A 12,529-nucleotide genomic window follows, 5' to 3' on the forward strand; every position below is an offset into this window, starting at 1 on the left:
GCCGGACGGAGCTTAAATAAGCCTCATGGATCAAGGCGACGAGGGCGATGGCCAGACAGCAAATGCGGACTATTCGATCCGCGTCGCCGCTGGCATCGGCGCTTTCACCTGCGATGAGTGGAACAGCTTTGGCGGGACCACGCGCGGCGACGCAGAAAACGGCTACAACCCACTCGTTTCATTCGCTTTCCTGAGCGCGCTAGAAGAGTCCGGCTGCGCCGTGCGGCGCACCGGCTGGCAAGGCCATCATTTGAGGTTGGAGAACGCGCAAGGCAGACTGCTCGGCGCGGTTCCTTGCTATCTCAAATCGCACAGCCAGGGCGAATATGTGTTCGATCATGGCTGGTCGGACGCCTTCGAGCGCGCCGGTGGCCGCTACTACCCCAAACTGCAAAGTGCCGTGCCGTTCTCCCCGGTCACCGGGCCTCGCCTGCTGGTCACCAAGGGTGAGGACAGCGCCACGGTGAAGGCCGGTCTCGCGGCAGGTCTGAAAGCGGTGACGCAAAAACTCGGTGTCTCTTCCGCGCATGTCACCTTCGCGCAGGAGAGCGACGTGGAGGTGCTGGAGGCGGCGGGTTTCCTGCACCGCACCGACCAGCAATTCCATTTCTTCAACGAAGGCTTTTCAACCTATGACGACTTCCTCGCCACCCTTGCCTCGCGCAAGCGCAAGGCGATGAAGAAGGAAAGGCGCGAAGCGCTTGCCCCAGGCATTTCGATCGACCGACTGACCGGCAAGGATCTTACCGAGAAGGCCTGGGACGATTTCTTCGCCTTCTACATGGACACCGGCAGCCGCAAATGGGGCCGGCCCTATCTCAACCGCCAATTCTTTTCGCTGATCGGCGAACGCATGGCCGATGACATCCTGCTGGTGATGGCCAGTCGCAACGGGCGCTATATTGCCGGCGCCATCAATTTCATCGGCTCCGACGCACTCTATGGCCGCAACTGGGGCTGCATCGAGGATCATCCTTTCCTGCATTTCGAGGTTTGCTACCATCAGGCGATCGACTTCGCCATCGAGCGCAAGCTGAAGGTGGTCGAGGCGGGCGCGCAGGGCGAGCACAAGCTGGCGCGCGGCTACCGGCCGGTGACCATGCATTCCGCGCACTACATTGCGCACCCCGGCCTGCGCAACGCCGTCGCCGACTATCTCAGGCGCGAGCGCCACGAGGTGGAGCGGATGAGCGAATATCTGGAAGAGCACACCCCTTTCCGCAAGGATCTTGAGGAGTAGCAACCGGGCGGCCCTGATGGGCAGGATCGACTTCGCCCGATCGTCTTGCCGACTTTCCGCGGCTTCGCTACACGAAAGGCACAATCCGGAGCTTTCGCCATGACTGAGGCTGCCTATGACACCGACAACATTTTCGCAAAGATCCTGCGCGGCGAAATTCCTTCGCACCGCGTCTACGAGGATGAAGCGGTCATAGCCTTCATGGATGTGATGCCGCAGGGCTCCGGCCATACGCTCGTGGTGCCGAAGGCGCCGTCGCGCAACCTGCTCGACGCAAACCCGTCAACCTTCGATCCACTTTTCACAGTGGTTCAGAAAGTGGCGCTGGCGGTGAAAAAGGCCTTTGGCGCCGATGGCGTCACCATCCTGCAGTTCAATGAACCGGCCTCGGGGCAGACCGTCTATCATCTGCACGTGCATGTCATCCCGCGCTTCGACGGCATCCCGCTGAAGCCGCACACGGGCGGGATGGAGAAGCCGGAAGTGCTGGTCGAGAACGCCGAAAAGATACGGGCAGCGCTCGGAAGTTGAAGCCCGACAGTCCGCCGACGTACTGGACCGGTCGCGTGCAGCGCCGGACACGACAGTTTGCACTCTAATAGTCTGGTTAGGGAATATCGAACCATCTCACGGTAAACGCTAAAGCGCGGGGAACTCTTGGGGTTTCAAAACCATGGAAAATTCGGCGGCGGCGTCGAGCCCCCTGACGGGGACAGCAGTCGGGCGTGTTCTTCTTGGCACTCTGGCGGCTGCCTTCTGGCGGCACCGGCTGTTGCACGGCATGGCTGTCGCTGCCCTGCTTTTGGCAAGCGCGGTCGGGTGGCACACAGGAAACATGCCGGATTTCGGCGTGCTGAAGGAATATGCTCAGTACCTTTTCATCGCGTTCTGGATCAGCGGCTCAGCCCTTGCACTTGGGACGCTTTTCCACCTTGCGCTGGTCAAGCGGGATACCGAACCGCTTCACACCTTCCTCAAATCATTGGGTAAATTCTTTGGCGACGCCGAACGCATTGCCAACAGCCTGAACGGCCTGGTCGCGAGTCTTGCCTTCATATCCGCCTTCGGCGTGTTGAAGGGAGCCATCGCGATCCTTTCCCCATTTGCATGGGATAAGGCACTGGCCCACGCCGATCGGATCCTGCACTTCGGTCGAGCCCCCGACGAATGGCTATGGTTCATCGTCCAGTCGCCACTTGCATTGAGAATGCTAAACATCGCCTATAATTTCTGGTTCATCGTGCTTGTCACCATGGTTTTCACCGTCTGCATCGCGCGCCAAGATACGAGGCTGCGTCATCAGTTCCTGATGAGCTTCATGCTGATATGGACACTGGGTGGCTTCTTCCTCGCGATGGGCCTGTCGTCGGCAGGGCCATGTTTTTATGAGCGGCTGGGGCTCGGCGGTGACTTTCATCCTCTCATGCAAGCACTCGCCGCCGCCGATCACATCTATCCGATCTGGGCGCTCAGCACGCAAGACATGCTGTGGGGTGGCTACACCGGCGCGACCAACGGCGGTGTCGGCATATCTGCCTTCCCATCCCTGCACGTGGCGATGGCGGTGCTGTTCGCTCTCTATGCAACACGGCGTTCTCGGCTGGCCGGTGTTCTGATGTGGACATTCGCCGCAATCATCATGGTCGGCTCGGTCGTCCTTGGCTGGCACTATGCCCTGGATGGCTATGCAGGTGCGCTCATAGCGACCGTCATCTGGAAGGCCTGCGGAAGTTTCCTGGTCCGCTTCGCGCCAGACCGCGCCGCCGCTGAATCCGACCGCTCTTTTTCCGCGGCCACCAGCCCCCTCCAGACGTAATCTCGACAATCTGAACGAGTTCGCTTGCGCCCGCCGTACTGGTCAAAGCGGCCCGCGAGCCGCGAGAGATGGATCGGATAGTTTCTGAAACGCTGTCGGTTGCGGCCCCTGCCGAAGCCGCTCGCGCAGCGCATCCGCGCACTGCGCCGGGCTCAGAAGCGAGGTGTCGACTTCCAGATCATAGAGGCCGGGATTGTGCACGGCGTGCTGCCACAGACGGACTGGCAGCGGCGCAGGATCGTCGCGGGATCCAGTCACGTAGCCTTTTTCCGCCGCGCTGCGAGCACGCCTTTCCAGGATCACCTCGATCGGACAGCGAACGCCCACGAACAAGACCGGCAGGCCGGCGAGACGGCGGGCGCAATCGACGAGGCAGTTGAGGGGTTTCGAATAGGCATCATGATGGCCGACATCCGCAACGACACTCAGCCCCAGCCGGCTATGGGCGGTGATCGATTCGTAGAGAGCGGCATATAATCCGGGCACCAGGCCCTCAAGGTCCGGACGCTCGCCGCCAGGCCGTAATCCGATTCCAGGCCGATAGCGCTGCGGCGTGGCCTGCTCGTAAACGTCGACGCCGAGATTGATCCAGACGCCATCGAAACTCTCCTGAATAGCCCTGGCGATGCTTGTTTTTCCCGATCGCGGAGCACCGTTCAGGATGATGATCTGCCCGGCCATGCTTCCCCTCGTTCCAATGAAAAAAGCCCCGTTCCCGGGGCTTTTTCGACTTTCGTCAAGGTCAGTTCTTTCTAGGCAGTTGCGGCACGAGGCTGCGCTTGCCGCCGTCCTTGCCCTTGGCTTCGGGCTTCTGCGCCGCCAGCTTCTTGGCCGCCGGCTTCTTCGCCACGGCCTTTCTGGGCTTCGGGGTTTCTTCCGGCTCTTCCTTCTTCGGCTTGACCGGCGCCTCGTCGGCGAGCGATTCGAGCTTCAGGCCGGTCTCGCCGGTTTCCTTCTTTTCGACGGTGACACGCACGGTGCCGCCCTTCTTGAGCTTGCCGAACAGCACCTCGTCGGCCAACGGCTTCTTGATGTGCTCCTGGATGACCCGGCCGAGCGGCCGCGCCCCCATGCGCTCATCGTAGCCCTTGTCGGCGAGCCAGGCGATCGCATCCGCCGACAGGTCGAAGGTGACGCCACGCTCGGAAAGCTGCGCCTCCAGCTGCATGACGAACTTCTGCACCACCTGATGGATGACCGGCACCGGCAGCGAACCGAACGGGATGATCGCATCGAGACGGTTGCGGAATTCCGGCGTGAACAACCGGTTGATCGCCTCGACATCGTCGCCTTCGCGCTTGGTCGAGCCGAAGCCGATCGCCGCGCGCTGCGCATCCGACGCACCCGCATTGGTGGTCATGATCAGGATCACATTGCGGAAGTCGATCTGCTTGCCGTTGTGGTCCGTCAGCTTGCCGTGATCCATCACCTGCAACAGGATATTGAACAGGTCCGGATGCGCCTTCTCGACCTCGTCCAGCAACAGCACGCAGTGCGGATGCTGGTCGACGCCGTCGGTCAAAAGACCGCCCTGGTCGAAGCCGACATAGCCGGGAGGAGCACCGATCAGCCGCGACACGGTGTGGCGTTCCATATATTCCGACATGTCGAAGCGGATCAGTTCGACGCCGAGCGAGGCGGCCAATTGCTTAGCCACTTCGGTCTTGCCGACACCGGTCGGGCCGGAGAACAGGTACGAGCCGATCGGCTTCTCCGGTTCGCGCAGGCCGGCACGCGCCAGCTTGATCGCCGAAGTCAGCGCACTGATCGCGGTATCCTGGCCATAGACGACGCGCTTCAGCTCGATATCGAGGCCCTGCAGCACCTTCTCGTCGTCGGCCGAAACCGTCTTCGGCGGGATGCGGGCCATGGTGGCGATCGTCGCCTCGATCTCCTTGATGCCGATCGTCTTCTTGCGCTTGGCTTCCGGCACCAGCATCTGCGAGGCGCCGGTCTCGTCGATCACGTCGATCGCCTTGTCCGGCAGCTTGCGGTCGTTGATGTAGCGTGCCGACAGCTCCACCGAGGCCTTGATCGCCTCATTGGTGAACTTCACCTTGTGGAACTCCTCATAATAGGGCTTCAGGCCCTTCATGATCTCGATGGCGTCCTCGATGGTCGGCTCGTTGACGTCGATCTTCTGGAAGCGCCGCACCAGGGCACGGTCCTTCTCGAAGAACTGGCGGAATTCCTTGTAGGTGGTCGAGCCGATGCAGCGGATCGCACCCGACGACAAGGCAGGCTTCAACAGGTTGGACGCGTCCATGGCGCCGCCCGATGTGGCCCCTGCCCCGATCACCGTGTGGATCTCGTCGATGAACAGCACGGCACCCGGATAGTCCTCGAGCTCCTTGACGACCTGCTTCAGCCGTTCCTCGAAATCGCCGCGATAGCGCGTGCCGGCGAGCAGCGTGCCCATGTCGAGCGCGAAGATAGTGGCGTTGTGCAGCACTTCGGGAACGTCGCCCTCGACGATGCGCTTGGCCAGTCCCTCGGCGATCGCCGTCTTGCCGACGCCGGGGTCGCCGACATAAAGGGGATTGTTCTTGGAGCGGCGGCACAGCACCTGGATGGTGCGGTTGATCTCGGACTCGCGGCCGATCAGCGGGTCGATCTTGCCGGCCTTGGCCTTGTTGTTGAGATTGACGCAATACGCGGTCAGCGCATCCTGCTGCTGCTTCTTCTTGCCGCCTTCCTCTTGCGGCTCGGCGCCGTTCTGGCCGCCCTGCTCATCATCGGCGCCGCGCGGCGAGCGTGTCTCCGACGCGCCCGGACGCTTGGCAATGCCGTGCGAAATGTAGTTGACCGCGTCGTAGCGGGTCATCTGCTGTTCCTGCAGGAAATAGGCGGCATGGCTCTCGCGCTCGGCGAAGATGGCGACAAGCACGTTGGCGCCCGACACTTCCTCGCGGCCCGACGACTGCACATGGATCACCGCGCGCTGGATGACGCGCTGGAAACCGGCCGTCGGCTTGGAGTCCTCGTCGTAGCCGGTGACGAGGTTGTCGAGCTCGGTGTCGATATAGGTGAGAACCGTGTGCTTGAGCTCATCGAGATCGACATTGCAGGCGCGCATGACAGCGGCCGCCTCGGTATCGTCGATGAGCGCGAGCAGCAGATGTTCAAGGGTTGCATATTCATGGTGCCGCTCATTGGCGAGCGTCAGCGCCTGGTGAAGCGCCTTTTCCAGGCCTTGGGAGAAAGCCGGCATGTTACCTCACTTCTTCTCCATCACGCATTGCAGCGGATGCTGATTCTGTCGGGCGAAATCCATGACCTGGGACACTTTGGTCTCGGCCACCTCGAATGTATAGACCCCGCACTCGCCCACTCCATGATTGTGAACATGAAGCATGATGCGTGTGGCGGCTTCGCGGTCCTTCTGGAAAAAGCGCTCCAGCACGTGAACCACGAACTCCATGGGCGTGTAGTCGTCGTTGAGGATGAGGACCCGATAAAGGCTGGGCTTCTTGGTTTTGGTTTTGGTGCGCGTAATGACGGCCGTCCCACGGCCGGCCTCATTGCCGTTGCCGTCGCCGTTTTGCATCCGCGCCACGTGTCTCGTGGCAGTCAAACCGATCGTCACGTATTCCTGCCTCTTTCGAATCCCCATGCGAGTTCGACATGTAGGTGTTCGATGGACGATTTTAAGCCCTTCTGTTTAGCTGACAATATGGCTAGGTGACCAAACTTGGACGATTTTCGCAATCGTGAAGGGGCGCGAGGCCCTGGAGCGGAAATCGACATGAAAAAACCCGGCCGCGTTTCCGCAACCGGGCTTTGTCCCGGACCCAAAGGGCCGGATTTCCATGTCGTCAGGCGAAATTACTTCGTCTTGGCAACGATCGATTCGAACGGCTTGTAAGCTTCCTTGGCGAGTTCGGCATAGAGGTCGCTGATCTTGGTGGCCTCGGCGACGAACGCCTCGTAGGACTGCTTGGCGTAATCCGACTGGATCTCGATCGCCTTTTCCAGCGACTTGGCCGAAAACAGCTTCTCCACAGTGGCGCTGCCGGCCTCAAAACTCTTCTTGGTGTATTCGCCAGCCTCGGTCGCGATCGCCTGCGCGCCCTTCGAGAGCGACGCGAAGCTCTTCAATCCGGTGTCGGCGAACTCTTTGCCGTATTTGCTGAAGTCCTCATAGGTCTGGGTCATTTCACGATTCCCTTGACGGTTAAGGCGTCCTTCTTCGGGGCGCCCTTGTGCAATGCAGAATAATATATTGTGCGTCGCACAAAAGTCAATATTTCACTGGCCTGCGGACCCGCCTGCGCAGCCAATGGCTAAAAATCGAATAAAGAGAGCTTCAAGCCCGAAGAAAATGGTGAACGCGGCGGTTACCATAAACGGATTGGTAACGCTGCCCCGGTAGCTTGGCCGGAAGCGAGGCAGGACCCTTTGCCGCCTCCAGCGCAACGAAGAATCCAAGGGAAGTACCAGTGCGTAAGGCGTTGTTGGGCATCGTTTCCAAATCCACCTCCCCACTCAAGACGATGATGATCATCGCCATGGCGATGGCTTTCGTTTGTGGCGACGTTGCCTCGTCACTGGCTGCCAGGCAGGCGGCCATTGTCGTGGACGCCAAGACTGGCAAGGTGCTCTACTCCGCGGATGCCAACGGCAGGCGCTATCCGGCTTCGCTGACCAAGATGATGACGCTGTACCTCACCTTCGAGGCGCTGGCGAAGGGCAAGATCAGCAGGAACTCGCAAGTGGTTTTTTCGGCCCATGCAGCGGCCGAGCCGCCGACGAAACTCGGCGTGAAGGCAGGCGGGTCGGTCACTGTCGAGACCGCGATCCTGTCGATGGTCACCAAATCGGCGAACGACTCAGCGACCGCGCTCGGCGAATTCATTGGCGGCAATGAAACCAATTTCGCCCGCATGATGACGGCCAAGGCGCGTGCGTTGGGCATGAACGGCACCGTATTCCGAAACGCCAATGGCCTGCCTGACCCGGGCCAGTTCACCACCGCGCGCGACATGGCGACGCTCGGCATCGCGCTGAGGGAGCATTTCCCGCAATATTACGGCTATTTCTCGCAGCGTTCCTTTCTTTACGGGCGCAAGCGCATCAACGGCCACAACCGTCTGCTCGGACGCATCAAGGGCGTCGACGGCATCAAGACGGGCTACACCCGCGCCTCCGGCTTTAACCTCGTCTCGTCGGTTTCTGATGGCAATCGCCGCATCGTCGGCGTGGTCATGGGCGGCACCTCCGGCGGCAGCCGCGACAACCAGATGGCCACCTTGATCAACACCTATTTGCCGAGGGCATCGACCCGCGGCGGCGGCGATCTGGTCGCCAAGGCCGGCGGCAATAACCCGATCACCGCGCTTGCCAAGGTGCTCCTGCCCAAGCACGACGCGCCGACGCCCGATGACAAGCCGATGGTGGCGCAGGACGATGCCACCGTTGCCGAGGACGCCACCGTCGCGGAAGACGACACCGCGCAGGCCGAAGAGGCAGCCCCCGTCGTCAAGACCAGGAAGGTCAAGACCGTCATCGTATCGGCCCCTCAAATTGCCACGGCCCAGGTCGTCGCTGCCTATGCCGAGCCAACTCCGGCGGCCGTCGATCCGGTCAATACGGCTTCGGTGCCGTCGGGCTGGGCCATTCAGGTCGCCTCGTCGCCAAAGCAGTCCGAAGCCCAGGCCTTCCTCGACAAGACCACCAGGCAGGCACCCAAGGTGCTGGCCGACGCGTCCGGCTTCACCGTCGCCTTCGACAAGGGCGGCGTCACCTACTACCGCGCCCGCTTCGGTGGCTTCGGTTCGAAGACCGCGGCCTGGAAGGCCTGCACCGCTTTGAAGAAGAAGAACATCGAGTGCTACGCCGTCCAGCAGTAGGACGGCGTGGAAGTCATCTCCCGGAAAAGTTCTGCATCGAAGGAGACTAGTTGTGATTGGAGAGCAAGACGTCCTTGGCTTCGTTAATCCGCGCCGCCAGGAAAGACGTGCCGCCGATATCGGGGTGCAGGCGCTGCATCAGGCGGCGGTGCGCCTTGCGGACATCCGCCGCGGCGGCCCCCGCTTCAAGACCAAGGACCTTGTAGGCCTCCTCCTTAGTCATGGCGCCCGAACCTGGCGCAACACCCAGCCCTTCGCCACCGTTCGTCTCAGTGTTTTTGCGCCAGACGGGAAATCTGCCGTCAAGATACGTCTCTAGCAGCTGCCGGCTCTCCGGATCGCCGGAGAGTTCGCGGTAGAGATGCTGCAACTCCGCCAACTCCATCGCGCCAAGCATCTTGCCTTCGTGGCGGCCAGCCAGGACCAGTCCTTCGAGGCGGCCGGTATCGTGATCAAGCTCCATTTCCAATGCCGCGGTGCGCACTGTCGAGCGTTTGCCCGGTGCCAGCCCGGCCGGCTGGCGTTTCATGCGCATGGAACCATACCAGGCAAGTGCCGCGGTGAGGATCATGCCGCCGATGCCTTCACGGCCGACCACAAGCACGGCGACGCCGACAAGTGCCAAAAGAGCCGGCCCAAGCGTTCGCAGCGTGCTCGCCAGTTTCGCTGGCTCGGCGCGCAGAAAGATCGTCACCGCGCCGAGAAGCAGCAGAAGCAGCGCTACAAAAGCGATGATTGCACCCATTATTTTCCGCCGCCCCGCAGATGCTCGATCATCAGCCGGTCTTCGGGCCTGCCCCTGGCTTCGAGCGCCTTCAACCCGCCGGTCGCAAACACGGCGACAGCCGAAAGCAGTCCTGCCAGGGTCGCGGCAGCCCGCCGATCAAATCGGAACCAGGCCCCTTTGGACAGCCGCGCAACCTCCTTGAACGCCTTTTCTGCGCCGGAATCATGACCTTCCTGGAAGACGAAGACAGGAACGCCATGCAGACCGAGGCTGCCGGCCTTTTCGGCCAGATCGTCGATATTCTCTTCCATCGCATCGCCGATATAGACCAGCGCATTGACCTTGGCGGCCGCCGTCTGTTTCAACGCATGCGCCAGCACCTTGCCGATCTGGGTGTGGCCGCTGCGGCATTCGATCCGCGTCATCAGCTGCTTCAAGGCATTGGTGTCGCTCACGAAAGCGGACGAACGGCACTCGCCGAGACCGCGAAAATAAACCAGTTGCACGCTGAGGGTTCCGGCCTTGCCGACAGCGTCGAACATCTGGCCCTGCAGCTCACAAGCCAGATCCCAGGTTGGCTGGCGGCTCATTGTTGCGTCAAGAGCAAGGATCAGCCTGCCCGAACCGGTCGCCGACGCGGCAAGTGTCCTCGCCTGACGAATGAAGGCGTCGATCTCGCCGGCGTCGGATTGAGGCTTGCTCGGCGCAGGATTGGCCCTCGCGGGCACGGGCTGCTTCTTGTCGCTCATAAAAACAAGATGTGGCGTTGTTACATCGCTTGCAAGCCCCACATCGGGTGGCACAAGGGGCCAGACGGTGATGCCACCTGGGATCAGAGCAGGCCGAGATCGGCAAGCTCGCGCCGCAGTTTTGGCGGCATCTCGATCAGCCCGGCCTTGCCCTTGCCGAGATCGAGCGGCGCGTCCGCCGGCTTCAGATAGCGCCAACCCTGAAAGGCTCGGCGCGGCTGCCAGTCGGTTCGCACAACCTCGGGGTCGAGTATCAGATGGCAACGGCCGATGCCTTCGTCGTCGGTGAAGGGGCGGATTTCTGTGATCAACTGCCGGCACTGCACATTGCCCTTGACCACCCAGTAGAGCGAACCGCCATCGATGATCTCGGCGCCCCGCGTCGGCATCATGCGGGTGGTGTGATATTGCTCGACCGGCTCACCGGCGCGCCGCCGCTCGTCGAGGCGGAAGGCAATCCACTCTTCGAGATCTTCGACACTGTCGCAGCCGACACAGAGTTTTATGAGATTGAGAGACATCGCTTGAGGTTAGACCGGAGCGCGGGCGCGTCAACGGCCGGATCGACTTCTCCACAGTAGCGGTTTAGGCCAGCCCTCAGCACTCCACAACGTTGACGGCAAGACCGCCAAGGCTGGTTTCCTTGTACTTCTCGTTCATGTCGAGACCGGTCTGGCGCATGGTCTCGATCGCCGCGTCGAGCGGCACGAAATGGATGCCGTCGCCCTTGATGGCCAGCGACGCGGCCGTCACCGCCTTGACCGCGCCCAGCGCATTACGCTCGATGCACGGCACTTGCACCAGCCCGCCGACCGGATCGCAGGTCATGCCGAGATGATGTTCGAGCGCGATCTCGGCGGCATTCTCGACCTGCTCGGGCGTGCCGCCCATGACAGCGCACAGGCCGGCCGCGGCCATCGCCGACGCCGACCCGACCTCGCCCTGGCAGCCGACCTCGGCGCCCGAGATGGAGGCATTTGTCTTGATGATGCCGCCGACGGCGGCGGCCGTCAGCAGGAAGTCGCGGATGCTCGGCTGGTCGGCCTCGGGATGGAAATGCAGCCAGTAACGCAGCACCGCCGGCAGCGTGCCGGCCGCACCATTGGTCGGAGCGGTCACGACGCGGCCACCGGCGGCATTTTCTTCGTTCACCGCCATGGCGTAGATCGACAGCCAGTCGTTGGCGAGCAAGGGATTGGGCCGATTCTGCTGCCATTCTTCCTGCAGCTTGTCGTGCAGCCGGCGCGCCCGGCGGCGCACCTTCAGCCCGCCCGGCATGATGCCGTCCTGCGACAGGCCACGCTCGATGCAACCAAGCATGGCGCTCCAGATGCCGTCGAGGCCTTCGTCGAGCTTTTCACGAGACATCTGCGTCTCTTCGTTGGCGCGCTTCATATCGGCGATGGAAAGCCCGCTCCTTGCGGCCATCGCCAGCATTTCGACGGCGTTCTTGAACGGATAAGGCACTTTCTTGCCTTCTGTCGTCACCGACCCCTTGGCCTTCATCCGCTGCAGTTCTTCTTCCGAAACCACGAAGCCGCCGCCGATCGAATAATAGATGCGTTTGAGCAGCAGGCGGTCGCCGGCATCATAGGCGTAGAACGCCATGCCGTTGGCGTGACCGGTGAGCTGCGTCTTGCGGTCCAGCACCAGATCGGTGGCCGGATCGAAGCGATAGGAGGGGTGACCGGGCGGCGAAATGCGCTTCTCGGCGGTGATGCGGCTGGCAATGCCATCGGCCTGGTCGGGATCGACCGTCTGCGGCGTCAGACCGGCAAGGCCGAGCACGACGGCACGATCACTGCCGTGGCCGATGCCGGTATAGGCTAGCGAACCATGCAGGCTGGCGCCGAGCCGGTCGACCTTGACGCCCGCCGGACGCGGCCAGTCATTTCCTGCGACCTCGTCGAGAAACCGTGCCGCAGCGGTCATCGGTCCCATCGTGTGCGAACTCGATGGTCCTATGCCGATCTTGAACAGGTCGAAAACCGAAAGGAACACGCGGCGTTGTCTCCTGGAGGCAGGTCGAGGACTACATATAGGAATTCCCAGGATGTTTCCGCTCTTTTGGAAATCGCGGCGCTGCACCCGCCGACCTTGTTTGCTCCGGCAGCGACATTGGTACCGATCGCTGTACGCGGACATCGA

12 protein-coding genes are annotated in these 12,529 nt (G+C 61.8%); 4 read left to right on the plus strand and 8 right to left on the minus strand.

Annotated elements, in window-relative coordinates; genetic code table 11:
• The first annotated feature begins 25 nt into the window (after positions 1-25).
• The 3 genes from ACFOJ9_RS16035 (at position 26) to ACFOJ9_RS16045 (ending at position 3,056) form a co-directional block, all read left to right on the plus strand.
• On the plus strand, positions 26-1,240 hold the full coding sequence (locus ACFOJ9_RS16035) for a GNAT family N-acetyltransferase (RefSeq protein ID WP_378979779.1): 1,215 nt from the start codon (positions 26-28) through the stop codon (positions 1,238-1,240).
• Positions 1,241-1,339: 99 nt separating this feature from the next.
• Positions 1,340-1,771, plus strand: coding sequence for an HIT family protein (locus ACFOJ9_RS16040; protein ID WP_378979780.1), 432 nt, complete (start codon positions 1,340-1,342; stop codon positions 1,769-1,771).
• Positions 1,772-1,913: 142 nt separating this feature from the next.
• The gene (locus ACFOJ9_RS16045) at positions 1,914-3,056 is read left to right on the plus strand and encodes a phosphatase PAP2 family protein (protein WP_378979782.1); all 1,143 of its coding nucleotides are present in this window, start codon (positions 1,914-1,916) and stop codon (positions 3,054-3,056) included.
• Between the two features lie 42 nt (positions 3,057-3,098).
• Here ACFOJ9_RS16045 and ACFOJ9_RS16050 read toward each other — a convergent pair whose 3' ends face one another.
• The 4 genes from ACFOJ9_RS16050 to ACFOJ9_RS16065 all read right to left on the minus strand — a co-directional run bounded on the left by ACFOJ9_RS16050 (position 3,099) and on the right by ACFOJ9_RS16065 (position 7,211).
• Positions 3,099-3,737 (minus strand): chloramphenicol phosphotransferase CPT family protein, encoded by a 639-nt coding sequence (locus ACFOJ9_RS16050; RefSeq protein WP_378979784.1) that lies wholly within the window; start codon positions 3,735-3,737, stop codon positions 3,099-3,101.
• Between the two features lie 61 nt (positions 3,738-3,798).
• Complete coding sequence (gene clpA, locus ACFOJ9_RS16055; protein ID WP_378979786.1) at positions 3,799-6,267, minus strand: ATP-dependent Clp protease ATP-binding subunit ClpA; 2,469 nt, start codon at positions 6,265-6,267, stop codon at positions 3,799-3,801.
• A 6-nt stretch (positions 6,268-6,273) separates the two neighbouring features.
• Complete coding sequence (clpS, locus tag ACFOJ9_RS16060) at positions 6,274-6,603, minus strand: ATP-dependent Clp protease adapter ClpS (RefSeq protein WP_056587551.1); 330 nt, start codon at positions 6,601-6,603, stop codon at positions 6,274-6,276.
• Positions 6,604-6,881: 278 nt separating this feature from the next.
• Positions 6,882-7,211: a phasin family protein gene (locus ACFOJ9_RS16065; RefSeq protein ID WP_378979788.1), complete on the minus strand. Its 330-nt coding sequence runs from the start codon at positions 7,209-7,211 to the stop codon at positions 6,882-6,884.
• A gap of 284 nt (positions 7,212-7,495) precedes the next feature.
• Between ACFOJ9_RS16065 and ACFOJ9_RS16070 the strand changes: the two genes are divergently transcribed.
• Positions 7,496-8,905 (plus strand): SPOR domain-containing protein, encoded by a 1,410-nt coding sequence (locus tag ACFOJ9_RS16070; RefSeq protein WP_378979790.1) that lies wholly within the window; start codon positions 7,496-7,498, stop codon positions 8,903-8,905.
• 46 nt (positions 8,906-8,951) lie between these two features.
• Here the strand turns inward: ACFOJ9_RS16070 and ACFOJ9_RS16075 are convergent, their stop codons facing one another.
• From ACFOJ9_RS16075 to ACFOJ9_RS16090, 4 genes are all read right to left on the minus strand, one after another.
• Positions 8,952-9,650 carry a DnaJ domain-containing protein gene (locus tag ACFOJ9_RS16075; RefSeq protein ID WP_378979792.1) on the minus strand — a complete coding sequence of 233 codons (699 nt, stop codon included), beginning with the start codon at positions 9,648-9,650 and terminating at the stop codon, positions 8,952-8,954.
• A complete protein-coding gene (locus tag ACFOJ9_RS16080; protein ID WP_378979794.1) occupies positions 9,650-10,381 on the minus strand; it encodes a VWA domain-containing protein in 732 nt (243 codons plus the stop codon). Before ACFOJ9_RS16080 ends, ACFOJ9_RS16075 begins: the two co-directional genes overlap by 1 nt.
• A gap of 83 nt (positions 10,382-10,464) precedes the next feature.
• Positions 10,465-10,902, minus strand: coding sequence for a DUF1489 family protein (locus ACFOJ9_RS16085; RefSeq protein WP_378979796.1), 438 nt, complete (start codon positions 10,900-10,902; stop codon positions 10,465-10,467).
• 76 nt (positions 10,903-10,978) lie between these two features.
• Positions 10,979-12,382 carry an L-serine ammonia-lyase gene (locus ACFOJ9_RS16090; RefSeq protein ID WP_378979798.1) on the minus strand — a complete coding sequence of 468 codons (1,404 nt, stop codon included), beginning with the start codon at positions 12,380-12,382 and terminating at the stop codon, positions 10,979-10,981.
• Between the last annotated feature and the right edge of the window lie 147 nt (positions 12,383-12,529).

It is taken from the genome of Mesorhizobium cantuariense (assembly GCF_042647205.1).
Lineage (GTDB): Bacteria > Pseudomonadota > Alphaproteobacteria > Rhizobiales > Rhizobiaceae > Mesorhizobium > Mesorhizobium cantuariense.

Excerpts from the sequence above, each read along its gene's own strand:
- ACFOJ9_RS16035 (WP_378979779.1), top strand. The coding sequence starts at position 26 with ATGGATCAAGGCGACGAGGGCGATGGCCAGACAGCAAATGCGGACTAT.
- ACFOJ9_RS16040 (WP_378979780.1), top strand. The coding sequence starts at position 1,340 with ATGACTGAGGCTGCCTATGACACCGACAACATTTTCGCAAAGATCCTG.
- ACFOJ9_RS16045 (WP_378979782.1), top strand. The coding sequence starts at position 1,914 with ATGGAAAATTCGGCGGCGGCGTCGAGCCCCCTGACGGGGACAGCAGTC.
- ACFOJ9_RS16050 (WP_378979784.1), bottom strand. The coding sequence starts at position 3,737 with ATGGCCGGGCAGATCATCATCCTGAACGGTGCTCCGCGATCGGGAAAA.
- clpA (WP_378979786.1), bottom strand. The coding sequence starts at position 6,267 with ATGCCGGCTTTCTCCCAAGGCCTGGAAAAGGCGCTTCACCAGGCGCTG.
- clpS (WP_056587551.1), bottom strand. The coding sequence starts at position 6,603 with ATGCAAAACGGCGACGGCAACGGCAATGAGGCCGGCCGTGGGACGGCC.
- ACFOJ9_RS16065 (WP_378979788.1), bottom strand. The coding sequence starts at position 7,211 with ATGACCCAGACCTATGAGGACTTCAGCAAATACGGCAAAGAGTTCGCC.
- ACFOJ9_RS16075 (WP_378979792.1), bottom strand. The coding sequence starts at position 9,650 with ATGGGTGCAATCATCGCTTTTGTAGCGCTGCTTCTGCTGCTTCTCGGC.
- ACFOJ9_RS16080 (WP_378979794.1), bottom strand. The coding sequence starts at position 10,381 with ATGAGCGACAAGAAGCAGCCCGTGCCCGCGAGGGCCAATCCTGCGCCG.
- ACFOJ9_RS16085 (WP_378979796.1), bottom strand. The coding sequence starts at position 10,902 with ATGTCTCTCAATCTCATAAAACTCTGTGTCGGCTGCGACAGTGTCGAA.